This window comes from Mesorhizobium sp. CA5, from assembly GCF_020165105.1.
Lineage (GTDB): Bacteria > Pseudomonadota > Alphaproteobacteria > Rhizobiales > Rhizobiaceae > Mesorhizobium.
The window spans coordinates 127,684-153,994 of record NZ_JAIUHJ010000015.1; the positions used below are offsets into that span (position 1 = coordinate 127,684).

At 63.3% G+C, this 26,311-nt stretch carries 18 protein-coding genes; 6 read left to right on the forward strand and 12 right to left on the reverse strand.

All coding sequences use genetic code 11. From position 1 onward, the window contains the following. Positions 1-3: 3 nt before the first annotated feature. From LB529_RS19975 to LB529_RS20000, 6 genes are all read right to left on the reverse strand, one after another. Complete coding sequence (locus LB529_RS19975; protein ID WP_224712091.1) at positions 4-3,912, reverse strand: beta strand repeat-containing protein; 3,909 nt, start codon at positions 3,910-3,912, stop codon at positions 4-6. Positions 3,913-4,439: 527 nt separating this feature from the next. Then, positions 4,440-5,297 (reverse strand): patatin-like phospholipase family protein, encoded by an 858-nt coding sequence (locus tag LB529_RS19980; RefSeq protein ID WP_224712092.1) that lies wholly within the window; start codon positions 5,295-5,297, stop codon positions 4,440-4,442. After that, entirely contained in the window at positions 5,294-6,694 is a 1,401-nt protein-coding gene (locus LB529_RS19985) for a M16 family metallopeptidase (RefSeq protein WP_140840860.1), read from the reverse strand. Before LB529_RS19985 ends, LB529_RS19980 begins: the two co-directional genes overlap by 4 nt. Beyond that, positions 6,694-8,055: a M16 family metallopeptidase gene (locus LB529_RS19990; protein ID WP_224712093.1), complete on the reverse strand. Its 1,362-nt coding sequence runs from the start codon at positions 8,053-8,055 to the stop codon at positions 6,694-6,696. Before LB529_RS19990 ends, LB529_RS19985 begins: the two co-directional genes overlap by 1 nt. Positions 8,056-8,139: 84 nt before the next feature. Then, positions 8,140-8,694: a 16S rRNA (guanine(966)-N(2))-methyltransferase RsmD gene (gene rsmD, locus LB529_RS19995; protein WP_224712094.1), complete on the reverse strand. Its 555-nt coding sequence runs from the start codon at positions 8,692-8,694 to the stop codon at positions 8,140-8,142. Further along, the gene (locus LB529_RS20000; RefSeq protein WP_224712095.1) at positions 8,675-10,657 is read right to left on the reverse strand and encodes a pseudouridine synthase; all 1,983 of its coding nucleotides are present in this window, start codon (positions 10,655-10,657) and stop codon (positions 8,675-8,677) included. The genes rsmD and LB529_RS20000 overlap by 20 nt, the downstream gene beginning before the upstream one ends. Positions 10,658-10,838: 181 nt before the next feature. Here LB529_RS20000 and LB529_RS20005 point away from each other — a divergent pair, with 181 nt between their 5' ends. After that, complete coding sequence (locus LB529_RS20005) at positions 10,839-11,294, forward strand: nucleoside deaminase (RefSeq protein WP_224712096.1); 456 nt, start codon at positions 10,839-10,841, stop codon at positions 11,292-11,294. An 85-nt stretch (positions 11,295-11,379) separates the two neighbouring features. On the opposite strand, the gene LB529_RS20010 is transcribed toward LB529_RS20005, so the two are convergent. The 4 genes from LB529_RS20010 to LB529_RS20025 form a co-directional block, all read right to left on the reverse strand. After that, complete coding sequence (locus LB529_RS20010) at positions 11,380-12,054, reverse strand: hypothetical protein (protein WP_224712097.1); 675 nt, start codon at positions 12,052-12,054, stop codon at positions 11,380-11,382. Between the two features lie 191 nt (positions 12,055-12,245). Next, a complete protein-coding gene (gene ileS / locus LB529_RS20015; protein ID WP_224712098.1) occupies positions 12,246-15,209 on the reverse strand; it encodes an isoleucine--tRNA ligase in 2,964 nt (987 codons plus the stop codon). Positions 15,210-15,516: 307 nt separating this feature from the next. After that, complete coding sequence (locus tag LB529_RS20020; RefSeq protein WP_224610669.1) at positions 15,517-16,314, reverse strand: MipA/OmpV family protein; 798 nt, start codon at positions 16,312-16,314, stop codon at positions 15,517-15,519. A gap of 120 nt (positions 16,315-16,434) precedes the next feature. After that, on the reverse strand, positions 16,435-17,625 hold the full coding sequence (locus LB529_RS20025) for a glycosyltransferase family 4 protein (protein ID WP_411962553.1): 1,191 nt from the start codon (positions 17,623-17,625) through the stop codon (positions 16,435-16,437). An 84-nt stretch (positions 17,626-17,709) separates the two neighbouring features. On the opposite strand from LB529_RS20025, the gene LB529_RS20030 reads away from it, so the two are divergent. From LB529_RS20030 to LB529_RS20045, 4 genes are all read left to right on the forward strand, one after another. Further along, positions 17,710-18,711 carry a hypothetical protein gene (locus LB529_RS20030; protein ID WP_224712100.1) on the forward strand — a complete coding sequence of 334 codons (1,002 nt, stop codon included), beginning with the start codon at positions 17,710-17,712 and terminating at the stop codon, positions 18,709-18,711. Between the two features lie 110 nt (positions 18,712-18,821). Further along, on the forward strand, positions 18,822-19,787 hold the full coding sequence (locus LB529_RS20035) for a glycosyltransferase (protein ID WP_224712101.1): 966 nt from the start codon (positions 18,822-18,824) through the stop codon (positions 19,785-19,787). Beyond that, complete coding sequence (locus LB529_RS20040) at positions 19,787-21,214, forward strand: glycosyltransferase family 4 protein (RefSeq protein ID WP_224712102.1); 1,428 nt, start codon at positions 19,787-19,789, stop codon at positions 21,212-21,214. The genes LB529_RS20035 and LB529_RS20040 overlap by 1 nt, the downstream gene beginning before the upstream one ends. A gap of 185 nt (positions 21,215-21,399) precedes the next feature. Continuing rightward, on the forward strand, positions 21,400-21,954 hold the full coding sequence (locus LB529_RS20045; RefSeq protein WP_224544708.1) for an HdeD family acid-resistance protein: 555 nt from the start codon (positions 21,400-21,402) through the stop codon (positions 21,952-21,954). Positions 21,955-22,112: 158 nt separating this feature from the next. On the opposite strand, the gene LB529_RS20050 is transcribed toward LB529_RS20045, so the two are convergent. Both LB529_RS20050 and LB529_RS20055 read right to left on the reverse strand, forming a co-directional pair. Continuing rightward, entirely contained in the window at positions 22,113-23,096 is a 984-nt protein-coding gene (locus LB529_RS20050) for a bifunctional riboflavin kinase/FAD synthetase (RefSeq protein ID WP_224712103.1), read from the reverse strand. A gap of 32 nt (positions 23,097-23,128) precedes the next feature. Continuing rightward, a complete protein-coding gene (locus LB529_RS20055) occupies positions 23,129-23,989 on the reverse strand; it encodes a TIGR01459 family HAD-type hydrolase (protein ID WP_224712104.1) in 861 nt (286 codons plus the stop codon). A gap of 306 nt (positions 23,990-24,295) precedes the next feature. Here LB529_RS20055 and LB529_RS20060 point away from each other — a divergent pair, with 306 nt between their 5' ends. After that, a complete protein-coding gene (locus LB529_RS20060) occupies positions 24,296-26,191 on the forward strand; it encodes a pilus assembly protein TadG-related protein (RefSeq protein WP_411962555.1) in 1,896 nt (631 codons plus the stop codon). Positions 26,192-26,311: the final 120 nt, after the last annotated feature.

Here is a 26,311-nt window from a genome sequence, read left to right on the forward strand (position 1 = left end):
CGCTCAGCTGATGCCCGTCAGCCCGCCCACCTCATGGAGGGTCACCCAGAACTGGTCGAGCGTATTGGGATGCTCGTCGACGATGCTGGTGCCGTTGAACCAGGCGACATGGCCGCCGGGGCCGGAGGTCACCAGCTGGCCCTGGTTGAACCACATCAGGGCGTTCTTCAGCCCTTCGCCGTCGGCTTCTTTGCCCCCATTCCAGTCCGTGATGCCCGTGCTGGCGTCGGTAACGTCGACATATTTGGTCCAAGCCGTGGAGCTGGTCTTTACAGCACTGCCCCCTAGCGCCGAGCCGTTCTGGTCGACGATGCCGTCGCTATTGGTGTCGACATTGACGCCGAGGTTTGCCCAGGCGCCCTGACCGGTCAGCCACATCACTGCCTCGCCGACCAGATCGTTAGGCTGGGCGACGTGGTTGTCGATATTGAGCTGAGCGGCAATCGCCTGCTGCAGCATGATCACTCTGGCGTCACCGCTGGTCGAGGACGATTCAATGGATTTCGCCAAGCTTATCGAAATCAGCAGGGTGTGTTCGTTAGCGTCTGCCGTGCCATTGCCGTTACTGTCACCCAGCAGCAAATAGCCATCGCTGCGCGGATTGATATCCAGACTGGACAAAACGTGACTGGCGAAGGCGCTCTTGGTCGGATTGCCTTCGTTGTTGGCGACATTGTCCCAGGCATCGGAGTGACTTCCCCAGAAGCCCTGCGTCAGGGCCTTGTTGGAGAAACCCTCATAGTCGCTGCTGTCGGTGGCGCTCGGCGTGCGCGAATGGCCGGCGGTGTCCGTATACGCGTCGGTCGTGGCCGTCGCGTTGTTGACGTAGCTGCCCAGTTGCGCCGTGCCGGTAGCCTTGTAGTGCCAAGTCTCGCCGACATCGAGCAGACCGTTGCCGTTGGTGTCGCCGGTATTGAACCCGCCGCTGGTGATTGCCGAAGCATTGAAGTCGTCACCAGGATTGAGCGGAGTACCGTTGTCATCCTTCACGACCACATTGGCGAGCGCGACATTGCCGTCATTGGCGACATCGTAGGTCCAGGTGACCGCCTGACCCTGGAAGATGTTGAGGCCGTGGTCGACGCCGTTCGTCTTCTTGTCGAGCGTAATGTGAGGATCGGCGCCGAAGTAGCTGGAATCATCATGGGCGGTAACCGGCACGCTGTGGCCGGCGTCGTCCTGATAGGAACTGGTGGCCGTGCCGGTGTTCTCGTAGGCCCCGGCTTGCGAGGTGCCACTGGCCGTGAAGACCCAGGACTCGCCGATGTCGAACACGCCGTCCAGATCGGTGTCGCCGATGTTGTGGGTGGCATCGGCAAGCACCGCGACCGGGGTAACGCCGGCATCGCTGTCGCTCACCGCCACGCCGGACAGCGCCACGTTGCCGGTGTTGGTGACCGTGTACTTCCACGAAATCGCCTCGTTGGCCAGGATGGTGTGGCCGTCGCCCTCGCTGCCGCCATCCACCGTCACCTTGTTGATGGTGATCTCAGGATCGGCGCCGAAGTAGCTGGAATCGTCATGGGCGGTTACGGGAACGCTATGACCGGCATCGTCCTGATAGGAACTGGTGGCCGTGCCGGTGTTCTCGTAGGCCCCGGCTTGCGAGGTGCCACTGGCCGTGAAGACCCAGGACTCGCCGATGTCGAACACGCCGTCCAGATCGGTGTCGCCGATGTTGTGGGTGGCATCGGCAAGCACCGCGACCGGGGTAACGCCGGCATCGCTGTCGCTCACCGCCACGCCGGACAGCGCCACGTTGCCGGTGTTGGTGACCGTGTACTTCCACGAAATCGCCTCGTTGGCCAGGATGGTGTGGCCGTCGCCCTCGCTGCCGCCATCCACCGTCACCTTGTTGATGGTGATCTCAGGATCGGCGCCGAAGTAGCTGGAATCGTCATGGGCGGTTACGGGAACGCTATGACCGGCATCGTCCTGATAGGAACTGGTGGCCGTGCCGGTGTTCTCGTAGGCCCCGGCTTGCGAGGTGCCACTGGCCGTGAAGACCCAGGACTCGCCGATGTCGAACACGCCGTCCAGATCGGTGTCGCCGATGTTGTGGGTGGCGTCGGCAAGCACCGCGACCGGGGTAACACCGGCATCGCTGTCGCTCACCGCCACGCCGGACAGCGCCACGTTGCCGGTGTTGGTGACCGTGTACTTCCACGAGATCGCCTCGTTGGCCAGGATGGTGTGGCCGTCGCCCTCGCTGTCGCCATCCACCGTCACCTTGTCGATGGTGATCTCAGGATCGGCGCCGAAGTAGCTGGAATCATCATGGGCGGTAACCGGCACGCTGTGGCCGGCGTCGTCCTGATAGGAACTGGTGGCCGTGCCGGTGTTCTCGTAGGCCCCGGCTTGCGAGGTGCCACTGGCCGTGAAGACCCAGGACTCGCCGATGTCGAACACGCCGTCCAGATCGGTGTCGCCGATGTTGTGGGTGGCGTCGGCAAGCACCGCGACCGGGGTAACACCGGCATCGCTGTCGCTCACCGCCACGCCGGACAGCGCCACGTTGCCGGTGTTGGTGACCGTGTACTTCCACGAGATCGCCTCGTTGGCCAGGATGGTGTGGCCGTCGCCCTCGCTGTCGCCATCCACCGTCACCTTGTCGATGGTGATCTCAGGATCGGCGCCGAAGTAGCTGGAATCATCATGGGCGGTAACCGGCACGCTGTGGCCGGCGTCGTCCTGATAGGAACTGGTGGCCGTGCCGGTGTTCTCGTAGGCCCCGGCTTGCGAGGTGCCACTGGCCGTGAAGACCCAGGACTCGCCGATGTCGAACACGCCGTCCAGATCGGTGTCGCCGATGTTGTGGGTGGCATCGGCAAGCACCGCGACCGGGGTAACGCCGGCATCGCTGTCGCTCACCGCCACGCCGGACAGCGCCACGTTGCCGGTGTTGGTGACCGTGTACTTCCACGAGATCGCCTCGTTGGCAAGGATGGTGTGGCCGTCGCCCTCGCTGCCGCCATCCACCGTCACCTTGTCGATGGTGATCTCAGGATCGGCGCCGAAGTAATTCGAAGGATCGGAATCGGTTACCGTGCCCGTGCCCGTTGAAGCCGTCACAGTACCGATATTAGAATAATTCCCGGAGATCGCCGTACCGGAGCCAGTGAAAATCCAGGTCTCGGTCGTGTCGAGCTTGTTGTCATGGTTGGTGTCGCCGACATTGAAGCCGCCGCTGAGCACCGGTGAGACGACGACGTTGTGGTCGTCGGTCACGACGACGTTCGACAACGCAACGTTGCCGGTATTGGTGACCGTATACCTCCAGGAGATCGAATCGCCTGCAAGGACGTTTAGGCCGTCTCCGGAGACCGCACCGTCGACCGTCTGCTTGTCGATGGCGATTCCGGGTTGGGTCGAAACGCTTGGGACCGTCGTGGTGCGCCACTCCTCGAAGCCGCCATCCGAGCCTGAGAAGCTCGAGTAGAGCGTGACGTAGGAGCTGGACGTCGCGCCGGCACTGAGGAAGGAGCTGACCGGGACAAGCACGCGGTAGTCATCCGTGCCGGAACCGTGATTGGAGTCCGTCAGCACCTGCGTGCCGGGCATGTCGAAGACCGAGACGAAGCCGGAGAAGCCGGCATTATAGTCCGTAAGGGTCGCGTCGTGGTTGGAAATATAGACCCTGAGATCGGTCAGCGTGATGTTGGCATTGACGTTTTCGTTAAGGTCCAGCCGGAACTCGATATATTGGACGCCGTTGACGGTGATCGGCTGCAGATTGCCCCATTGCAGGCTGTGCGTGAACGAGGCCTTGTCGTCGAGGACGCTGCCATTCTGATCGGTGTTGAAGCCTTGCTCGACACCTGTCGCCTGCAAGCGGAAGAAGGAATCGTAGTTACCTGTACCGGAACCAATCGACGTGGCCTCGAGAAGCACACCACTGCCAATGTCACTCATCGTCATTTCCTCCACAGACGCTCGCGCGCCTTTTTGGCCGCCGCGGCGGCTCACTACCCCATGCAACGACGCCAAGATCGGCATCCAAATTCCGTTCGGGGAGGAGGATTGGCTTAGCACCCGGCGCGCCGCACCTGCCCGTCCCCGGCCCGAGCGCACCAAATACAACATGGTGCCTCATGGCGGGTGGCGGCTCGATAGCGACGGCTAAAAGCGACGGCGATCGCCGCGCTGCGTTTCCCCTACCCCAGTAGCGCAGTATCTCGTTGTTGCCGGTCTCAAGACGATTCACGCTACTATATTAGGATATTATTAACTCTACCGCAGCGTGCGTCAACGGGCAATTTGATGAAGAGTTAATGACAAACCTCAAACCAAGGCGCGAATTCGGTTATTCAGCATAAAGAATACTTCGCTCTATTCTTAAGTCTTATTTTATAAGGGACCTTTGCGCCGACCGTTCAGACTTCGGTGTCAGACCTCTTGCGCAGCCATGGCACCTGAACCGAGGCGGCTGGAGGAGGCTCTCAGACCACCTTTTTGTTGCCCCGCCTGCCGCCATGCGCTTCCACGGCCTTCTCCACGGCGCGCTTCAGTTCGTCCTTGATCTCCGCCGTCTCGGCCATCAGCGCCTCGATCTTGAGAAAATCGAGCACGCGGTACTTCGAGACTTTCGGGCGGATCAGTATGTCGGGGCTGGACTGCTGCAGCTTGTTGGCGATGATCGACTGCATCATCAACTGCGAGGCGCCATACATCAGGTCGACCGTGGTCGGATGCTTGCGCTCGGCATCGCTCGGCGCGCCGACCACGTCGATTGCGATGACGATATCGGCATCCTTTTCGAGGAGATCGAAAGGAACGGGATTGTAGATGCCGCCGTCGATCAGCAGGCAATCATTGCGCACCACAGGGCGGAACACCGCCGGAATGGCGGCCGAGGCCGCGAGCGCCGAATGCAATTCACCCTCGGCGAACACGGCGAGCTTGTGGCCGAAATAGTCGGTCGCCGTAACCTTGAGCGGAATCTTCAGCTCTTCGAAGGTGGCGGGGATATCCTGGGGCAGGAACGCCTTCAGGATGCGCTCGATATTGAACTGGCCGACGCGGATGCCGCCCTGCATGGCTTCGGCGATCGTGCCCGGCCGCGACCGCCACATGCGCGCCGCCACTTCGGCCCGGCTGCCGAGGATCGACCGGACATAATCGTGAATCTCGGCACCCTTCATGCCCGCGGCCATGCCGGCGCCCATGATGGCGCCGATCGACGAGCCGGCGATCGCCGCCGGCTTGATGCCAAGCTCGTCGAGAGCCTCGACGATATGGATATGCGCAAGACCGCGCGCGCCGCCGCCGCCGAAGGCCACCCCGAAGGTCGGGCTCATCCCTTGCGGCCTCCCGCCACCTGAACCAGCGGCGGCCCGATGACCATCACCGCCGGATCGGAAGACAGGAGCTTCTTTGCCGCCGCCTTGACGTCGGCCAGCGTCACCGCGTTGATGAGAGCCGCGCGCCGCTTGATATAATCGATGCCGAGATGATCGATCTGCAGCTCCACCAGCGTCGCGGCAATGGAGCTGGACGAATCCAGATTGCTGATGGCGTAGGCGCCGACCATGTATTTCTTGGTCGCCGCGAGCTCCTCCTCCGAGGGGCCGTTCTCAGCCATGTCCTTCACCACCTGGCGCACGATCGCAAGCGTTTGGGCCGCGCGGTCGGAACGCGTCGCCGTCGTCACCAGCAGCGCGTTGGAATGCTCGTGATCGACGAGATCGGAGCTGACGCTATAGGCAAGGCCGCGCTTCTCGCGCACCTCTTCGTAGAGACGCGACGTGAACGTCGAGCCGCCGAGTATCTCGTTCATCAGCGCGGCGGCGTAGAAATCGGGATCGCTTCGCTTCACGCCCGGCCAGGCAAGCTGCAGGGAGGTCTGCGGCAAGTCGTAATTCACTTCGAGCTGCTGGCCGAGCTTGGGCGTGACGTCGACAATCGGCGCCAGCGCCTGCTTGTCCGGCAGGTCGCCGAACACCTCGTCGAGCCTGCTGCTCAACGTGGCGGCGTCGATATCGCCCACCACCGCCACATGCAGGCCGCCGCGGGCGAAATTTGCTTTGTGGAAGGCCCTGAGGTCGTCCGCAGTGATGGTGGCGAGGCTGTCTTTGTTGCCCTCGTCCGGCCGCGCATAGGGATGCTGGCCATAGATCGCGCGGAGCCAGCGCTGCTGGCCGATCGTGTTGGGATCCCGTTCGTTGGCGAGGATCCCGGACAGTATCTGGGCGCGGATGCGGTCGATCGGCGCCTGGTCGAAGCGCGGACTGTTCACCGCCAGCTTCAGTAGGCCGAAAGCCTCGTCCTTCTGCTCGGACAACATGCGCATCGAACCATAGGTGCCATCGCGGGCGGCCTGAAAACTCATCTCGGCGCCGGCATCGTCGAGCTTCACCTGGAAGCCCTCGCTGTCGAGGTCGCCGGCGCCCTCGTCGAACAGCCCGGTCATCAGGTTGACCAGGCCTTCCTTGCCGGCCGGATCCTGCGCCGTGCCGCCGTCGAAGACGAAACGGATCGCAACCAGCGGGATCGAATGGTCTTCCACCAGCCAGGCGGTGACGCCCTTCTTGGACTTCACCTCCTGGATGTTCATTTCGGCGCGCGCGGCAAGCGCCGGCAAAAGCAGGAAGAACAGGGCGAAGCAAAGTATGGCAACGGCGCGATAGACGCGTCCACCTTCTCCCCTTGTGGGAGAAGGAAAGGTGCTCGTGCGGCCAAGAACCATGCTCATCATCAATTCCCCGCCTGCTGCTGCGGCAAGAGATAGCCACTGGTTGAGCGATCGAGCACCAGATAGCGGGCAGCGACCGCCTTGACTTCATCGGCGGTTACCTTGCGGATGCGGTCGGGCCATTCCTGGACGTCCTTGACATTGCCGCCCGTCGCAAGCGTCGAGCCGTACATGTTGGCCATGTCGTCCTGCTTGTCGCGCGCAAAGATCATGGAGCGCACATAACGGGTCTTGGCCCGCTCCAGCTCATCGTCGCTCACGCCGTCCTTGACGATGCGGGCGATCTCGGCATCGGCCGCCGCCTCGATATCGACAAGCTTGGCGTCGCCGCGCGGGGCGCCATAGACGGTGAAGTTGGTGGCGTCGAGCATGGTGCCCTGGAAATAGGCGCCGGCCTCGGAAGCGATACCCTGCTTGACGACGAGCTGCTGGTACAACCTGCTGCGGTTGTCGCCGCCGAGGATCTCGGCAAGCAGGTCGAGCGCCTCGGCTTCGCCGGGCTTGGCCGTGTGATAGGACGGCACCACCCATTGCGTCGAAAAACTCGGCACCGAGACGCGCGCGTCGGTCAGCGTCACCGTGCGCTTCGTGTTCTGCTCGGGCTCGACGGGACGGATGCGCGGCCGCAGGTCCGGGCCGCGGGCGACCTTGCCGTAGGTCCTTTCGGCCATCGCCTTCACCGCGTTGGGATCGACGTCGCCCACCACCACCAGCACGGCGTTGTTCGGCCGATAATAGGCGTCGTAGAAGGCTTTCGCGTCCGGACGGTTCAACTGCTCCATCTCCTGCATCCAGCCGATCACCGGAATGCGGTAAGGCTGGTTCTGCCAGAGCGTCGCGTCGACCTCCTCGTCGAGCACCGCCTGCGGGTTGCCGTCGATGCGCGAGCGGCGCTCCTCCAGGATCACGTCGCGCTCGGTCTTGATGACATCGTCGGTCAGGATGAGGTTACGCATGCGATCGGCCTCGAAGCCCATCATCTGCTCGAGCGCCGAAGGCGGCACCGTCTCGTGGAAGGCGGTGTAGTCGTAAGAGGTGAAGGCGTTGTTGGAGCCGCCGATCTCGGACACGGCGCGGTCGAACTCGCCGGCGGCGTGATTTGTCGTGGCCTTGAACATCAGGTGCTCGAAGAAATGCGCGATGCCGGATTTGCCGGGCGGCTCGTCGGCGCTGCCGATCTTGTACCAGACCATGTGGGTGACGATCGGGGCGCGATGGTCCGGGATGATGACCACTTCCATGCCGTTGTCGAGCAGGAAATCCTTGACCTCGCCGTCATCGGCCGCGCGGGCCGGAGCAGCCGCGGCAAGCGCCAGCGCGCCCGCCAGAAGCGCTGGGCGCAGCCCAATCCCTGTTTGTCTCATCAAGTTCTCCGGTCGCGGTTGCGCGACGATAGGCAAGGTTCGCTGGTGAGGCAAAGTGATTTGTTCGGCATTTTCGAGGCGAGGCTAGTTGGCCTCGACGAAGCGGATGATCGTTTCGCCGTAATTGCGCTCGTCCATCACGGAAAAACCGGCGCCCGGCTCGAATGGCGCCGAGGCAGCCTCCTCGACGACGCAGAGCGCGCCAGGCAGAAGCCAGCCGCCGGCTTTGGCCGAGCGCAGCGCGCGCTCGCCGAGCCCTTTGCCATAGGGCGGATCGGCGAAGACCAGGCCGAAGGGCGAGATCGTGCCGGCTTCGCCCAAATGAGCGGCGTCGCGACGAAAAATCTTGGTGCGGCCGGTGAGCCCATAGGCCTCGACGTTCTCGCGGATCAGGCCTCGCCCTTCGGTCGATTCTTCGATGAAGACGCAGTAGGAGGCGCCGCGCGACAGCGCCTCAAGTCCGAGCGCGCCGGTACCGGCGAAAAGGTCGAGCACGCGGCCGCCCTCGAGCTTTTCCGCGTAGCGATGCGCCAGGACGTTGAACACCGCCTGGCGGGTGCGGTCGGTGGTCGGGCGGATTGCGTTGCTTTTCGGGGTCGCCAGCGGACGCCCGCGGAACTCACCGCCGACGATCCGCATCGCCGCCCCTCTTCGGACCGCGCGGCCTGTCGCCGCCATCGCCTTCAGGACGCTCGCCGCGAGGCTTGCCGAACGGCTTCGCGCCCGGCTTGCCCTTGCCGCCCGGCTTGTAGGATGCCTTGCGCGCCTTCGCCTCGGCGGCCTTGGCGGCATCGGCCTCCGCCCTGCCCTTGCCGATCGGCCGGGCGCCCGGCGCCATCCAGACATTGGCCTTGCGCTGGCCCGGCGGCTCGATCGGCCGCTGCTCGCGCTCGGATTTCTTGCCCCCAAACCGCGGCTTGTCGCCGAAACCGCCGCGGTCGGATTTCGGGCCGCGCTCGCCGAACGCCCTGTCCGGCCCAAATGCCCTGTCCGGCTTTGTCGAGAGCTTGCTCAGCGCCTCGTCGCGGCTGCCTTCGCGGCGCTTGCGCGCCTTGATCAGCCCGCCCTCGCCGATCGGTCGATGGTCGCCGTCGCGCGTGAATTTCGGCCGGTCGGTCTCTTCACGGCGAGGCCCGCCGCCGCGCACCGGCCTGTTGGAGAACGGCTTTTGGATTTCGGCATCGAAATTGGCGCCGGATTCCTCGATCAGCCGCTCGCCAAGCTGCTCGCGCAACACGCGGCCCTTGATCTCGAGCACATGGCCCTCCGGCAGGTCCTCGAGCTGGAACGGCCCGTAGGAGATGCGGATCAGCCGCGTCACGTCGAGGCCAAGCGCGCCGAGGATGTTCTTCACCTCGCGGTTCTTGCCTTCGCGCAGGCCGAGCGTCAGCCAGGCATTGGTGCCCTGCTCGCGATCGAGCGAAGCTTCGATCGAGCCGTAGAAGACGCCGTCGACGGCGATGCCTTCGCGCAGGCCGGCGAGCGCGCTCTCCTCGACCTTGCCGTGGACGCGCGCACGATAGCGCCGCAGCCAGCCGGTCGCGGGCAATTCGAGCACGCGGGACAGCCCGCCGTCATTGGTCAAAAGCAGCAGGCCCTCGGTGTTGATGTCGAGCCGGCCGATCGTCATCAGCCGCGGCAGGTCGGGCGGCAGCACGTCGAAGACGGTCCTGCGGCCTTCCGGATCGCGGTTGGTCGTGACGACGCCCGCCGGCTTGTGGAACAGGAAGAGACGCGTGCGCTCGATCGGCGGAATCTCGGTGCCGTCGAGATGGATGATGTCGTCAGCGCCGACATTGAAGGCCGGCGAGTCCAGCACCTTGCCGTTGACCTTGACGCGGCCGGCGGCGATCAGCTCTTCGGCGTCGCGGCGCGACGCGATGCCGGCGCGCGCCAGCCGCTTGGCGATGCGCTCGCCGCTTTCCGGCGCGGCTTCCGAGGGCCGCGGCCGCGGCTTGAAGCCGCCTTCCGGTTTTCTTGCGACGCTATCGCGCTGCGGACGATCGCTGAAGTCTCGCTTCGGCCGGTCGGCGAAGTCGCGTACCGGGCGATCACCGAATTCGCGCTTGGGACGGTCGAAACGTCTTTCTTCCCGCTCACCGTCGGCGGCCACCGGCCGGTCGCCACGCGGTGTGTAAGGCTTGCGTGTCTTCTCGAAGGGCTTGCCGTCGCGTGGCGGACCTTTGCGGAAAGGCCTTTCGCCGCGCTCAGCGCCCTCGCCCGCTTCGCGTGGCTTGTAGCTGCGCTGGAAATCCCGGGCTGGGCGCTCGCCGTCGGCAGCCGTCGGCCGGGCGCCGCGCGGTGCGTAGGGCTTGCGGCCCTCGCGCTTCTCAAACGGCTTGCCTTCCGGACGCGGGCCTTTGCGGAAAGGCCTTTCGCCGCGCTCAGCGCCCTCGCCCGCTTCGCGTGGCTTGTAGCTGCGCTTGAAGTCGCGGCGTCCGCCGTCGACATCGCGGCGCTCGCCTTCGGCGGCCATAGGCCGCTCGCGCTTCACGAACGGTTTCTTGGGACCGAAGCTCGGCTTGCCGCCGCGGCCTCGCTGGTCCGCCGGTTTCGAGCCGCCTTTGCGAGGCCCGCGTGGAGATTTCTTGTCGTCGTTCATTACTTTGCTCGTCTTTGCCTGCTACGACGCCGCGCGCCCTTGCGGACGCCCAACGCAGGCAGTGTCATTCTTGATTTTGCGCATATGCCAGCGCGGCAAAAACCGATTCCGGTTTTCAAGGTCTCGCGCTAGATAACAGGATCGCTGTCGGGTGGCGAGGAGTAATCGGAATGGAGACCGCTTGAAACGACCGGATTTCATGGCCCTGGCGCTTGAAGAGGCCGAAGCGGCCGCCGGCCGCGGCGAAGTGCCGGTCGGCGCCGTGATCGCCAATGGCGGCACGGTGGTCGCGAAAGCCGGCAACCGCACGCGCGAATTCTCGGACCCGACCGCGCATGCCGAGATGCTGGCGATCCGCGAGGCCTGCCGGAAGCTCGCAAGCGAGCGTCTCACCGGCCACGATCTCTATGTGACGCTGGAGCCCTGCGGGATGTGTGCCGGCGCGATCTCCTTCGCCCGGCTGCGGCGGCTCTATTTCGGCGCCGCCGACGAGAAAGGCGGCGCGGTGGTCAACGGCGTGCGCTTCTTCGCCTCGCCCACCTGCCACCACGCGCCGGATGTCTATGCGGGGATCGGCGAAAGCGACGCCGCCCTCATCCTCAAGGATTTTTTTCGCGAGAAACGGGATGGCGGGTGAGGTGTAGTGAGTAGTGGTTAGTGAGTAGTGAGTAGGTCACTACTGACTACTGACTACTGACTACTGACTACTGACTACTAACTATTCAGAGACCCAGCCAGTCGAACCAGCCGCCCTTCTTGCCTTCGGCCTGCGCCTTGAGACGGCGCTCCTTCTTGTACTCGTCCTCGCCGAGCTCGTTCTGCGGCGCGGTGGCGGCCGCCTGGCGATAGGCAAGCGGCGGCTCGCTCAGATATTTGCGAGTGGTCGGATCGCCCTGCTTCTGTTCGGCCAGCCGGCGCTGAACCTCGGCGCGGCGCGTGGCGCTGGAATCATCCGGCGACCAGCGCGGCGGGTGGCTGGAACCCGAATCCGCCATCGCCTTCTTCACCGCTTCGGGATCGGTCTGGACATCCTCGGCCGCTTCAGGCTGGTAGTTCGGATCGTTCTGGTGCGCGGTGGCGTCGGCGCGGATGCGGGCGCGGCGCGCCTCCGGCGATTCGGGCCAGTCGGCGCTCGCCGTCTGGATGCTCTCCTGCGGCGCGGGCAAGCTTTCCTTCTGCCCAGGAGCTGGCTTCACCAGTTCAGGACGCGGCTTGTAGTCGATCGGATCGCGACGCTTCGGCGTGATCGCGGCAGCGCCGGAAACATCATCGAAGAGCTGCGCGGCAGCGGTCTTGCCGGTCCCGTAGGTGGGCGAGCTCACGCAGCCGGACATTGCGATGGCCGATACCACAAGCGGCACCATCAGCGCGGCGCGCGCAAACGTTCTGTCGGTCATGCCAAAAAGTCCCACTCTAACAGCCTTTCGGTCGCCACCGGCCGAGGGCACGGTCCCCTGCTTCCCCGCATTTGCGATGGAAATCCGGCGACAATTTGTCTGCCGGAGTGTCGCGTGTTTACCTCAACCGCTCGTCAAGGGCAACGCACGGGCGGGTTTCCGGCCACCCGGCGCGCTGCTTTTGCACCGGCTTATAAACGGCCAAGCGCCTTCAGCTCGTGCAGCACGGCCGCATCGCGGGCCGAAACGTCCGGGAATTCCGGGTCCTGGCCGACATCGGCGGTGTAGCGCCAGGAGCGCGCGCATTTGATCAGACCGCGATCCTCGGCTTTCTCCACCACCACCGCCACGCCCTTGACGTCGTCGAGCGTGAAGGCGCCTTCCGGGGCTTTGCCATGCTTGACGACGAGGTCGCTGGTGATCGCCATCTCGGCCATGTCGACATCGGCGATCGCTGCTTCCAGCACCGCGTCGTCGAGCGTCACCACCGGCACCGCTTCGAGCGACGAACCGATCAGCTTCTCGGCGCGCGCGATCTCAAGCGCGCCGGTGACGACACGGCGCACTTGCCTTACCTTGCGCCATTTCTCGGCCAGCGCCTCGTTGCGCCAGTTCTGCGGGATCGACGGGAACTGATCGAGATGCACCGATACGGCTTGCGGATGGCGGTCGAGCCAGGCTTCCTCGGTGGTGAAGGGCAGCATCGGCGCCAGCCACTTCACGAGGTATTCGAAGAGGTGGCGCACCACCTGCACGGCAGCCCTGCGGCGCAGGCTCGACGGCGCGTCGCAGTAGAGCGCGTCCTTGCGGATGTCGAAATAGAAGGCCGAAAGCTCCACCACCATGAAGTCCAGCAGCGTGCGGGTGATGCGCTTGAACTCGAACGCGTCGTAGCCCTGGCGCACCACCTCGTCCAGCTCGGACAGCCGATGCAGCATCAGCCGTTCCAGTTCCGGCATCGCCTCGACCGGCACATCCTGGCCGTCGTCATGAGCGAGCGTGCCTAGCATCCAGCGGATGGTGTTCCTGAGCTTGCGGTAGGCGTCGATATTGGTCTGCAGCACGTTCTTGCCGAGGCGCTGGTCTTCCCAATAATCGGTCGTCACCACCCAGAGCCTCAGGATATCGGCGCCGGACTGTTTGATGACGTCCTGCGGCACGACAGTGTTGCCGAGCGACTTCGACATCTTGCGGCCTTCCTCGTCCATGGTGAAGCCATGGGTGATGACCGTGTCGTAAGGCGCCCTGCCCCTGGTCCCGCAGCTTTCGAGCAGCGAGGAATGGAACCAGCCGCGATGCTGATCCGAGCCCTCGAGATAGACGTCGGCCGGCCATTTGAGATCCGGACGGTCTTCCAGCGTGAAGACATGCGTCGAGCCGGAATCGAACCAGACGTCGAGGATGTCCATCACCTGGTGCCATTTCGAGGCATCGTGATTGCCGAGGAAGCGCGCCTTGGCGCCCTCAGCGAACCAGGCGTCGGCGCCTTCCTTCTCGAAGGCATCCATGATGCGCCGGTTGACGGCCTCGTCCTTCAGCACATTGCCCTCCTCGTCAGCGAAAACGGCGATCGGCACGCCCCAGGCGCGCTGGCGCGACAGCACCCAATCCGGGCGCTCCTCGATCATGGCGCGGATGCGGTTCTGGCCCGCCGCCGGCACGAAGCGGGTGTCGTCGATCGCCTTCAGCGCGCGGCCGCGCAGCGTCGTGCCGTCGCCAAGGTCCTTGTCCATATAGACGAACCATTGCGGCGTGTTGCGGAAGATGACCGGCTTCTTGGAGCGCCAGGAGTGCGGATAGCTGTGCTTCAGCCGGCTGCGCGCGAAGAGCGCGTTGCGCTTGATCAGCTCGTCGATCACCGCCTGATTGGCGTTGCCCTTCATGCCGTTGTCATCGATGACGCGCGCCGCACCGCCCTCGCGCCCGGGGCCGAAGCCCGGCGCGTCCTTGGTGAAGAAGCCGGCATCGTCGACCGTGAAGGGGATCGCGGTATCGACGCCGCGCGCCCTCAGTTCGCTCGCGGCTTCCATCCAGGCGTCGAAATCCTCGCGGCCATGGCCGGGCGCGGTGTGCACGAAGCCGGTGCCGGCATCGTCGGTGACATGCTCGCCGGCAACCATCGGCACCGGGAATTCATAGCCGCCGCCGAGCCCTTTGAAAGGATGCGAAAGCGTAAGCTTCCCAAGCTGTTCGGCCGAGACGCTATGAAGCCTGTTGAACGTGACCTTGGCCTTGGCCGCACAGTCCTCGGCCAGCGCGTCGGCAAAGATCAGCTTCTCGCCGGGCTGCGGACCGAAGGCGTTCTCGGCCGCCGTCACCCCATAGAGGCCATAGGCGATGCGCGGCGAATAGCTCACGGCGCGGTTGCCGGGGATGGTCCAGGGCGTGGTCGTCCAGATGACGACATGCGCCTCGACCAGATCGAGCGCGGCCTCGTCCAGCGCCGGCGCGGCGCCGGCGACCGGCTGGGCGAGACTCGCGACGGGGAACTTCACCCAGATCGTGTCGCTCTCATAGTCCTGATACTCGACCTCGGCCTCGGCGAGCGCGGTACGCTCGACCACGCTCCACATCACCGGCTTCGAGCCACGGTAGAGCTGGCCGGACATGGCGAATTTCAGCAGTTCGCCGGCAATACGCGACTCGGCATGGTAAGCCATGGTCGTATAGGGATTGTCGAAATCGCCGATAACGCCGAGGCGCTGGAACTCGTCGCCCTGTACCTTGATCCAATGAGCCGCGAAGTCGCGGCATTCCTTGCGGAACTCGTTGACCGGCACCTCGTCCTTGTTCTTGCCCTTGGCGCGATACTGCTCCTCGATCTTCCATTCGATCGGCAGGCCGTGGCAGTCCCAACCCGGCACGTAGTTGGCGTCATAGCCGCGCATCTGGAAGGAGCGGTTGATGACGTCCTTGAGGATCTTGTTCAGCGCATGGCCGATATGGATGTTGCCGTTGGCGTAGGGCGGGCCGTCATGCAGCACGAATTTCTCGCGGCCGGCGGCCTCCTCGCGCAGCTTTCTGTAAAGGTCCATGTCCTGCCAGCGCTTGACCAGGCCAGGCTCCTTCTCGGGCAGGCCGGCGCGCATGGGGAAATCCGTCTGCGGCAAATAAAGCGTTTTGGAATAGTCGATCGTCTCAACAGTGTCGGTCATTGATCTGCCATCTCAGGGGTACCCGACGACAAAAGCCGGGCGTTCAGGTCTTGCCTTGACGCATATCGTTTTCCCAAAACCGAAGCCACCTTCGGGCGATATGCGTTGATGTTCATGAAAAAAACGCGAGGGGCGCGCGCGAAAACTCCCGGCGGCTCCAGCGGCGCTCAGGCCGCCCGGAACACCGGGCCCGTAATTCGTATCGCGATCGCGAAAAGGCGCGAAAAGCTCATCATGGCGTGGCTTTTAGCGGATGGCGCGGCAGGAATAAAGCGCGGATTTCAAGGCATGAGGCCGCTTTCGCGACCTACATCGTGAAATTGAAGCGGTAAGTGGTCGAGACACCGAAGGTCCACTGGTTGCGGTCGCCCCGTTCCTTGACCAGGCTGGAATCGGCAGCCGGCCCCATCAGGCGCGAATATTCGGTGAAGACGCTCGCCGTCATCGGCTCGGTCACCTTCCAGGTGATCGCGCCGCCGAGGCCTGTCGACTTCACACCGCCGACCGGATGGTACTCGCTCAAGCCCGAAGCCGCCGCTTCCTTGGCATTGACGCCGTAATAGGCGTCGAAATAGTCCGACGAGGCGAAGGAAACGCGCGGACCGCCGGAGATGCGAACGGTCGGCGTGATGTCATAGAAGGCGTCGGCCGCGATATCGGCGACGAAGCCGTTGTGGGAGCGTATGCCATGCCGCAACTCGGCCCGCGCGCGCAGCCAGTCCAGCGGATAAAATTCGAAGAAGCCGCCCACCTCGCCGCCGAAGCGCACCGGATCGAGCCCCTTGAGCTCATCCTTGCTCTCGCGCGAGAATATGAATTTGCCGGTCAAGCCGGCGCGAACGGAACCGTCATCGATCAGCGCCAGCGAGATGTTGTCGTTGCGCGAGGTGAAACGCGCCTCCGGACCGACCTTGCCGAGCGAAATGATCGGCTGGGCGCTGAGCATATATTTCTTGCCGCCCTCGAAATTCGGCGCGACCAGTGCTGTGGCGCCGAGCGTCAGATACCAGTCGCCGGATATCCAGCTGCCCTCGCCCGCCTGGGCGACGGGCGCGGTGGACAGGCCCATGGCAACGGCCAGCGGAATCGTCCCGACAATACGCATCGTCACCCCTTACGCGAAACGCGCCGGCAGCACCACCTGCCAGCGCTCAAGCCATGCCGTGCGTTCGGTAAAATTTGACTTAAAGTCATGACGTCGGAACCAGCGGAATCGACGGACGAATTAGGCGACACGCCGGGTGCGGCGAGACGTCTCTATCAGATCGCAGGCCGCTTCCAGTCCGCCGGTAAGCGGATTTGATGCCCCGTAGGCAAGAGCCGCCTTGTGCCATTGCGCGGGGACCGCCGGGTTGCCGGCCTTCAGGATTGCCTGCCGCCAGATTTCAGGATCGTCGCGGTTGGCCACAACCAGCCCCGCTCCGCTGGCTTCGACATAATTTGCATATCCGCAGGCGTCCGATGCGATGACGGGCAAGCCGTTTGCGAGTGCTTCGAGGATCACCGTGCCTGTATTTTCAAGACGAGCCGGATGCAGCATGAAATCGCTTGCAACCACAATCGCCGGAATGTCTTCCTGGATGCCCAGCAGGGTAACCCGTTCCGACATGCCGGATTTGGCAATCAGGGCGCGAAGTCGCGTTTCCTCCTCGCTGCCTTTTCGAAGACCGGCGATCAGCCAATGGATATCCGGGAACGGCTGCAGGCCCTTTACCGCCCGATCGAGACCCTTCACCTTCAATCTGTTGGCGATGGTCAAGGCAATGACGGATTTGCGGGGAAGCCCAAAACGATCGCGGATCTCATTGCGGTCGACAGTGAGCAGTTCCGGTCTGCGGCGTTTCGGATCGAGCGTCGGGCCGACGACGTGAATGCGCGATTCCTCGGTTCGCCAGAAGTCTCGGTAAAGCGCTGCCTGGTTTTCGCTGAGCGCAATGATCTGCACGGTGTTGCCAGGGGCAAAGATCATCGATTCGAGATTCTGCTGGCGCATGAAGCGGGGCGAAAACGGCCGCCACCATCCGAGCTTCGACACAAAATAGGGCGGATCGCCGGCATAGTAGATGTCCAGACCCGCCATCTTGTTGAAACCGACCACGCAGTCGAAGTCGCGCCTGGCCGTCAGCACCGACCTTCCCAGCGCATATTCGGTGCCCGGATTGGAGAGAACCCTTGCCGGCTGGATTTTTATCGTAGCCGAACTCTCGACATGACCGACCTGGCGCGTCGTCAGGATCGTCACGCTGTGGCCGCGCCCGACCAATCGGTCGCTGATATTGAGACAATCCCTCTGCAGACCCCCATTCATGAAGAGGGTAGAGATTGCGCAGCAGATTCTCATCGCGTTTTCCGGAGCGCCACCCCACCCCCAAGTCAGATCGGAGAGAGACCCCGGGTGCGCCCCAGACTTCCCCATTCAAACAAACACGCCGGGCGCTCAAATGTTGGTCGTGTTGAAAAGACGCATATGCTGTATATAGCCCGTTATCAAGAGACCTGGATGCTGTTGCATTCGAGCTTTTTCAAAAAACTCAATTGGAGCGCGCATGAAAATTCCACGGGGCGATCGTGGCTGCCAAGCCGGGTCCGACTGAAAGCCGCGGCGGCCGTGCCAAAGGCCCTGCGCGAATATGACTTGCGGCAATGGCTGAGGCTGCAGCCGCTGCTGCATGCCGTCAAGAGTGCCCGTTACCGGAAAATCGACCGAAGGTTTCTGCGTCAGCCGCTCAAGAATGGCGACATCCAAGGGATCCGTGCCGCCGCCCGCGATCGCCATGTCCTGATTACCGTCGCTTTCGGCGATGCTCAGTGCCTGGAATTGCAGTTGCGGCTGACGACACGATTCGTTCGCCATGATCTCCACATCGTTGCCGACAACAGCATCAGCGAAGCTTCCGCACGCGACAACAGGCAGGTATGCGCAACCCATGGCGCCGCCCATGTCACGCTGCCGACCAATCCGTGGACCGCAAGAAGCCCGAGCCGGTCCCATGGCGCGGCGCTCAACTGGATGTGGCACAATATTCTGAAGCCTGCCGCGCCGGCCGCGTTCGGATTCCTGGACCAGGATCTTTTCCCGACGCAACCATGCGACCCTTTCGAGCCTCTTGAAGTTGCGCCGTTTCACGGCGACCTCCGCAGGGCAGGCTCGCGATGGTATTTGTGGGCTGGCTATTGCTTCTTCCGATTCGACGCCGTCGGCCGCAAGCCTCTCGATTTCGGGCTCGACTGGTTCGCCGGCCTCGACACCGGCGGAGCCAACTGGGAGGCGCTCTATCGGTATGTGGATCCGAGCACGGTTCCGCAACGGCCGATAACCGCATTCGCGGCCTTGCCTGGGGTTGAGCTCAGACGGGCCTATTGCGAATGGCGGGGAAGCTGGCTTCATGAAGTCGGCCTCGATGGCGACCTCTCGTTGAAGGCGAAAAAGCGCGAGGCGGTGCTGCGGCTGCTCGCGCCCGCATTTGAGGTCCCGCTCGGATCGGCGCGACAAGGAAATTGACGGTCGACAGACCGAGGAAACTTTGGAATTGGAATTTTTAAGCTAGGCTGCCGACATCCGAGAATTCAACGGCCATTCGGTCGCGGCCGATCATCGCAAGGAAAGTTCCATTGCCGACAGTAAGCGTCATCATTCCGGTGCGAGACGGCGCGCAATATGTCGGCGAGGCCCTGCAAAGCATCCTGGACCAGGATCTGGCGGATATCGAAATCATCGTTGTAGACGACGGATCTTGCGACGACAGCGCCGCGATCGCGGCATCGATCGGCAACCGTGATGGCCGCGTCAAAGTTGTCGCCAACCACGGCAAGGGGATCGTCGATGCGCTGAACATGGGGATTTCGCTCGCGCGGGCCCCTCTTGCCGCGCGCATGGATTGCGACGATATCTCGCTATCCGACAGGTTGCGCCTGCAGGTGGCGTGTTTCCAGGCCGACGCCGATTTGCAGTTGCTCGGCACGGCGGGATTGCAGATCGACCGGGACGGAAACCCGTTGGGGCCGATAGACGTTCCGGTCGGCAACGACCAGTTGCGGGACGCGCTTGCCAGGTACAATCCGATGCTTCATCCGACGGTGATGTTCCGGACCGAGGCCGTCCGGCGCGCGGGAGGCTACCGTCGGGCGTTCACCTATGCCGAGGACTACGATCTTTGGCTGCGGCTTTCCGAGACCGGAAAACTGGCCAACATGGATGCGCAGCTCGTGAAGCTGAGATCGCATCCGGGACAGGTATCGCGCATGAAGCAGGATCAGCAGAAGGCGGCAGCGGCCTTGGCCAGGCAGTCGGCGCTGCTGCGTCGCAATCGCGCCGAGCCGTTCGACACCAACGGCCAACCCGCCGAGGCCATCGCGAGCTTTCTAGCATCGCGCGCCGCCACCGGGGTCGGCATCTCCAGCCTGGAAAGACGCGACATCGAGTTGCTGTTACGAACCGCGGGCATACCCATGGCCGTCACTTGCAAGCTGCTGTTCCTGGCGGCTGTCGGCGCCCCTTCCTTCAGGACGCTTGCGCTGGGACCTCGACTGGCCTGGCGCAGGATGATCGCGCGCCCTGCAAGAATTCGGCCCAGCTGATGCGGCTTGTCGTCGATCTCTCCAGCATGGTGCGCTGGCTCGGCCCCCCGGTCGGCCTGGTCCGCGTGCAACGCCACTACGCAGCCGCGGCGGCCGCATTCAAGGCCTCCGAGGTGGCATTCACGGTGTTCGACCCGATCGAGCGGGTGGTTAGACAGGTTTCGCCGACCATGGCGGCGGAGATCATCGCCGGCAACATTTCGTGCGACATGAGCTTTTACCCAGACCCTGCCCGCTTCAAGATGCGTTTTTACGATCGCTGGCCGAACTGGGCACGGCGGTCGCTGATGGCGATCATCAGACCGCGCCGGATCCTGATAATGGAAATCGGCGCGTTCGGCCTGCGCAATCCCGGCAGCCCTTTGCTTCGTTTCCTCGAGCGGATCGAAAATCGGCTGATGAAGGAAACCGAGCGGCGGCAAGTCGCTGGCGTGGGCGGTTCACGCGCCCGGATCGTCCCGCTCAGGACCGTGGCCGGCAACAAATACGACCTTTCGCCCGGCGACCATCTGCTCTTGATGAACAACGACTGGGCGCACACCGATATCGAGGTCATTTCGCACGAGGCGCGCTTGGCCGGCGCAAAGCTGATCGTGCTGTTGAACGACATCATTCCGATCCAGTTTCCCGAATGGTACAAGCCGCACGACGTCAAGAGATTCACGGACTATGTGGATCTGGCGATGAGGCTGGCAGACCGTTTCATCCTGACCTCGAGGCGCGTCACCACCGATGTCGAGGAATATGCCGCCAAGCGCGGCATCCACCTGCCGCAGCTGGAGCATGTCCCTCTCGGCTGCGACAGTGCCCGCAAATCGAAGGCGGACGGCCGCCTGCCGGATGGGCTTGAGACGGATCACTACGTGGTCTTCGTTTCCACCATCGAACCGCGCAAGAACCATTCGCTGCTCATGGATGTCTGGACGCGCCTCGTCTTGGACGGAACAGTCGCGCGTAGCGGCATGAAGCTGGTTTTCGTCGGCCGCAGCGGCTGGATGGTCGACGGCATCCTGGCCAAGCTTCACGGCCATCCTGCCTACGGCAAGAGCCTCGTTCATCTCGACAACGTCGATGACGGTACGCTGTCCCTTCTTTACCGCAACAGCGCGTTCTGCGTGTACCCGTCGCTCTATGAGGGATATGGGCTGCCGCCCGTCGAGGCGCTGGCCTACGGCAAGGCGCTGATCGCCTCGACGGGCGGAGCCATTGCCGAAGTGGTCGGTTCGTCGGGACTCTGCCTTGATCCGCTCGACGTCGAAGGATGGGAAAACGCGATGCGGGAGTGGATCACTTCGCCCGCGGCCCGTGCTCCGTACGAAGCGAAGGCCACAGATTTCGTGGCGCGAAGCTGGGGGCAGGCCGGCCGGGAGACGCTGGAGGCGACGCTGGCGCCCTTCCCGGACGAAATCCAGCCGCCGCCAGGTTGACGATCTCTGCACGCCCGCCGATCGCGGTCATCCGGCCGACGCCGGCCAAGTCGGTTCGTCGGCAAATGGCGGGCTGACGAAGGCGGCGCTTCGCACGCGCCGCGCTGCTCGCTGGACGCTTAAGTTCATCGGGACTACCTTCCTTTCACCCGCAAGCGGCGCGGCGACATCGGAGGGAAAAGATCATGACCTTGCAAGGCGATGCTCTGAAAGACGCGATCGGCCAGACGCGGGACAAATGGGGATGGTTCGTGGCGCTCGGCGTGTTGCTGCTGATCTTCGGCGGCATCGCTTTCGGCAATCTGTTCATCGCCACCGTCGCTTCCGTCTATGTCGTCGGCTGGCTGATGCTGATGGCAGGTGTCATCGAGATCATCCACGCCTTCGGGGTCAAGACCTGGGGACGTTTCTTCTACTGGCTGCTGAGCGGCCTGCTCTACGCCGTCGCCGGCTTCTTCGCCTTCGACAACCCGTTGCTCGCCTCGGCGGTGCTGACGCTGCTATTGGCCATCGCGCTCGTCGCTTCGGGGCTTTTGCGGTCCTGGGTGGCCTTCCATCATCGGCCGCAGCAAGGCTGGGGATGGCTGCTGGCGGCCGGCATCATCACCATTCTGCTCGGCCTGATGATCGCCATGGGCTGGCCGGTGAACAGCCTTTGGGTTCTTGGCATCTTCCTGGCGATCGACCTGGTGTTCCAGGGATGGAGCTTCATCGCCATCGGGCTGGCGCTGAAGCGGTAGGCCGCAAGCGGCGATCCAGGTGTGTTGAGATTCAGGTCAGGCCGAGCCGAGAACGGCGGTTTCCGAGAACCGGAGCGGAGCGTACTTCTCGTACGTGAGCACCGGAAGCGCAGGAAACCGTCGTTCGCAGGCCGGCATCACCTGAATATCAACGCAGCCTAGAACGCGATTTCGGCGTCCAGTTGCGAAAGCGGGCGCACGCCCTTGAGCAGCGCTCTCGCCTCGGCCTCGTCTTGTTTCATCTGCGCCACCAGCGCGTCGAGACCATCGAATTTGAGCTCCGGGCGCAGGAAGCCGAAGAACGACACCTGGCAGGTCTCGCCATAGAGATCGCCGGAAAAATCGAAGACGTAGGTTTCGAGCAGCGGCGCGCCATTGTCGTCCACGGTGGGACGCCGGCCGAAGCTGGCAACTCCGTCATGAAGCGCGCCGTCGGCGCGACGGAAGCGGACGGCATAAATCCCTTCCTTCAAGGCCGCTTCCGGCGAAAGCCGCATATTGGCGGTCGGGAAGCCGAGAGTGCGACCAAGCCGCTGACCGCCAATCACCTCAGTCTCGACGGTGAAACGGTAGCCGAGCAGGCCGGCGGCCTCCTCCACCTTGCCTTCGGCGAGCAGGTCCCGGATGCGGCTCGATGAAACCACCTCCGCGCCTTCATCGCGGAAGGCGTCGACCAGCGTCACGCCGAAGCCGTGCCGTTCGCCGGCCGCCATCAGAAAGGCCGGCCCGCCCTGGCGGTCCTTGCCGAAATGAAAGTCGAAACCGGTGACGGCGTCGCGGATGCCGAGGTTCTTCTCCAGCACATCGGTCACGAAAGCCTCGGGCGAGAGCGAGGCAAAATCGCGCGTGAACGGCTGCTCGACCAAAGCGGCAAAGCCAAGTCCGGCGAGCAGCCGCGCCTTCATCGGCGGCGGCGTCAGCACGAAGAGTGGCACCTGTGGCCGGAACACCTTGCGCGGATGCGGCTCGAAGGTGAGCACCAAAGCGGGCACGCCATTGCGGGTTGCTTCGCTCAGCGCGCGCTCCAGGACGGACTGATGGCCGCGATGGACACCGTCGAAATTACCGATCGCCACGACGCCGCCGCGCAGATGCGCGGGCAGCGGCGCGACAGCCGAAAGACGTTGGAAGGCTTGGTTCATGTCGAGGCGCCCGTCATGGCCAGACCTCCAACCTATTGCAGACGCGCAATGACGGCGACCGGCCGGTAGCCGTGCTTTTCAAGGAAGCCGGCCAGCCTTTCAGGATCGGGGCGGAGCGGATCGCCATAATCGCGAGCGTGAATACCGCCCGAGACATAGAGCACGTCAAAGCCGTTGTCGGCCGCGCCCTTGACGTCGGTCATCATGCCGTCGCCGATGGCGAGGACCTCGCTTCGCTCGACGGCGCGGCCAAGAAGGCCGGCGACCTCCTTCATGGCGACATCATAGATCGGCGCGAAGGGCTTGCCGGCAATCAACGTACGGCCACCCAGCTGCGCGTAATCTCGCGCGAGCGCGCCGGCGCACCAGATGGTGCGCTCGCCGCGCTCCACCAAGATATCCGGATTGGCGCAGATGAACGGCAGATTGCGGGCACGCAGCCGCCGCAGCAGCTCCGCATAGTCGGCGGGCTTCTCGACCTCGTCGTCATAGAGGCCCGTGCAGACGATGCCCGAGGCCTCGAATTCCTCGACGAGATCGACGTCGAGCCCATCATAAAGGGTGAAATCGCGCTCGGGACCGATGTGAAAGATCTTCCTCGGTCCTTCTGCGATCAGGTCGCGGGTCACATCGCCTGATGTGACGACGTGGTCAAAGGCGTCGGCGGGTACCCCGATGACCTTCATCTGGGCGACGACATCGGCGCTGCGGCGCGGCGAATTGGTGATGAGCACGACCGGCACATTCGCCGCGCGCGCTCTTGCAAGCGCCGCGGCAGCGGCCGGAAAGTGCCATTCGCCATTGTGCACGACGCCCCATACGTCGCACAGTATGGCGGCGTAGCGCCCTGCAAGATCGTCGAGCGAAGCGATAATGTCAGGCGAATCCGCCATGCCGTGTCCCTGATTTCGATCCTGACAAGACCGCGACAGCCATTCTTCAGTTCAGAGGACGCCACGGCCGGTCCCGCATAACCGAAGCGCTTCATCCTGTCACCAGCTTTCCGGCATCGGCCTTCGACGGCGCGTCGGTGCACAGGGTTAATGCCCAGTCAAACGACCGTGCGATCTTGACGCTTCGAGGGAGCTAAAATTTAACGATTCATGGATCATGCTAAACGAGAAACTATAGGATCCTGGCGGGGGCTAAGGGCATTGATCCGCAAATTCCTACGCGACAGACGAGGCAACTATGCCTTGATGACGGCCGTCACCATGATACCGCTGATGGGCGGGGTGGCGCTTGCGGTCGACTATACCGAACTCATAAGAGAGCGGCAGGAGACGCTGAACGCGCTGGACGCCGCCGGCATCGCGACGGCACAACATATCGTCGCCGGCGCCACCGACGCCGAAGCCAAGGCCTATGCCAAGACATTTTTCGAGGCCAATCTCAGGCACGTCCTTCCGGCGAACACCACGCTGACGGTCACCTTGCCCAACAACAATGCGGGCGGCGGCACGCTGGTGCTCGAAGCCGCCCTGAAGTACCAACCTTACTTCCTGCCGGCCGCGGTCGCATTGCTTGGCGGAACGCCGGGCCAGACGAACGTCAACTTCTCGGCCAGATCTGAAATCCGCCTTAAGAACACGCTGGAAGTGTCGCTGGTGCTCGACAATTCTGGCTCGATGGCCGAACTCGGCCACGGCTCGAATCAAGTACGTTTCGACCTTCTGAAGAGTGCCGCCAAGCAGCTTGTCGACCAGTTGTCGGGGCAAGCGCAGCTGATGAAGCAGATTTCCAAGCCGGTTCAGTTCAGCCTAGTTCCGTTCGCCGCCTCGGTGAATATAGGCCCGGCCAACTCGACGGCGGCGTGGATGGATCAGGATGGCATCTCGCCCATCCAGCACGAGAATTTCGACTGGACGACGATGACCCAGGGAAATTCGCTCTGGCCACAGAGATATGTCGAGAAGGTCGGCAGCATCTGGTATGCGCGCGGCACCGATTGGGATCCCACCCAAAAAGACAAGCCGCTGACGCGCTTCTCGCTCTACAAATGGATGCAGCGAATTTCGGCTTGCACCAAAGATTCGAACAATGTTTGCACGTCCAATATAACCTACGCGCCGATCGCGAGCTGGAGCGGCTGTGTCGAGTCGCGTCCTTATCCGTACAATATCCAGGATACGGCCGCCTCGACCTCCACGCCGGCGACGTTGTTCGTGCCGATGTTCGCGCCTGACGAGACCGACTATACCGACGGCTACTCCCGGCCCGCAAACAACAACTGGCATCTCGACGTGACGTCCAGCAGCGACAGCCCGACACCGACGCGCCAGAAATACATGCCGAAATATTTCAACTACGGCAACAAGGTCACCCCCGCCTACGGCAACAATGCCGGCCCGAACACCAGTTGCAGCACGACCGCGATCACGCCGCTGACCGATGTCTCCACCTCTGCCGGCGCCACCACGGTCAAGAACGCGATCGACGCCATGGTCGATGTCGGCGCCACCAACGTGCCGGAAGGCATGGCTTGGGGCTGGCGGACGCTTTCCAGCACCGCGCCCTTCACCGAGGGACGCCCGGAAACACAAAAAGGCAACGACAAGGTTCTGATTGTGCTGACCGACGGGGCCAATACCTATTACACGCCGGATTCGGTGAGTGCCCAGTCGTACTCCGGCACCTACTACAGGAGCGGCGGCAACGATCTTTCCGGCAACAAGGCCATCTATTCCGCGCTTGGATATCTTGCCTACGGCAGCCAGACCAAGCCGTTCGGAAGCACCTACACCTATGGCCGGCCATTCCTCGGCACCAGCATCAACGTCAGCAAGAGCGATTATTCGAACGCCAACTACACCAAGGCCATGAGCGAGCATCTGGCAACGCTATGCGACAACGCCAAGGCGGCCAACATCATCGTTATGACCATCGCCCTCGATCTCGATTCGACCAACACGGCCGAAGCGGCGCAGATGGCAGCGCTGAAGACCTGCTCGTCGGATTCGCGCTACGCTAAGGATCCAGCGGACCCGACCGGCAAGACGCCGAAGAAACTGTTCTGGAACTCGACCGGCGCCACGCTGTCGGACGACTTCAAGGCGATCGGCAACGAATTGTCGAACCTGCGCATCGTCAGCTGATCTGCTCGGACAAGCAATCGATGACGCCCGCCCTCCAGGCGGGCGTTTTCATCGTGCAGCGCACCATCGGAAATGATTTGGTTAGCGGCTGGTGAAGTCGCCGTTAAGCAATCGAGCGGT

Excerpts from the sequence above, each read along its gene's own strand:
- LB529_RS19975 (WP_224712091.1), bottom strand. The coding sequence starts at position 3,912 with ATGAGTGACATTGGCAGTGGTGTGCTTCTCGAGGCCACGTCGATTGGT.
- LB529_RS19980 (WP_224712092.1), bottom strand. The coding sequence starts at position 5,297 with ATGAGCCCGACCTTCGGGGTGGCCTTCGGCGGCGGCGGCGCGCGCGGT.
- LB529_RS19985 (WP_140840860.1), bottom strand. The coding sequence starts at position 6,694 with ATGATGAGCATGGTTCTTGGCCGCACGAGCACCTTTCCTTCTCCCACA.
- LB529_RS19990 (WP_224712093.1), bottom strand. The coding sequence starts at position 8,055 with ATGAGACAAACAGGGATTGGGCTGCGCCCAGCGCTTCTGGCGGGCGCG.
- rsmD (WP_224712094.1), bottom strand. The coding sequence starts at position 8,694 with ATGCGGATCGTCGGCGGTGAGTTCCGCGGGCGTCCGCTGGCGACCCCG.
- LB529_RS20000 (WP_224712095.1), bottom strand. The coding sequence starts at position 10,657 with ATGAACGACGACAAGAAATCTCCACGCGGGCCTCGCAAAGGCGGCTCG.
- LB529_RS20010 (WP_224712097.1), bottom strand. The coding sequence starts at position 12,054 with ATGACCGACAGAACGTTTGCGCGCGCCGCGCTGATGGTGCCGCTTGTG.
- ileS (WP_224712098.1), bottom strand. The coding sequence starts at position 15,209 with ATGACCGACACTGTTGAGACGATCGACTATTCCAAAACGCTTTATTTG.
- LB529_RS20020 (WP_224610669.1), bottom strand. The coding sequence starts at position 16,314 with ATGCGTATTGTCGGGACGATTCCGCTGGCCGTTGCCATGGGCCTGTCC.
- LB529_RS20025 (WP_411962553.1), bottom strand. The coding sequence starts at position 17,625 with ATGGGGAAGTCTGGGGCGCACCCGGGGTCTCTCTCCGATCTGACTTGG.
- LB529_RS20030 (WP_224712100.1), top strand. The coding sequence starts at position 17,710 with ATGCTGTTGCATTCGAGCTTTTTCAAAAAACTCAATTGGAGCGCGCAT.
- LB529_RS20040 (WP_224712102.1), top strand. The coding sequence starts at position 19,787 with ATGCGGCTTGTCGTCGATCTCTCCAGCATGGTGCGCTGGCTCGGCCCC.
- LB529_RS20045 (WP_224544708.1), top strand. The coding sequence starts at position 21,400 with ATGACCTTGCAAGGCGATGCTCTGAAAGACGCGATCGGCCAGACGCGG.
- LB529_RS20050 (WP_224712103.1), bottom strand. The coding sequence starts at position 23,096 with ATGAACCAAGCCTTCCAACGTCTTTCGGCTGTCGCGCCGCTGCCCGCG.
- LB529_RS20055 (WP_224712104.1), bottom strand. The coding sequence starts at position 23,989 with ATGGCGGATTCGCCTGACATTATCGCTTCGCTCGACGATCTTGCAGGG.
- LB529_RS20060 (WP_411962555.1), top strand. The coding sequence starts at position 24,296 with ATGACGGCCGTCACCATGATACCGCTGATGGGCGGGGTGGCGCTTGCG.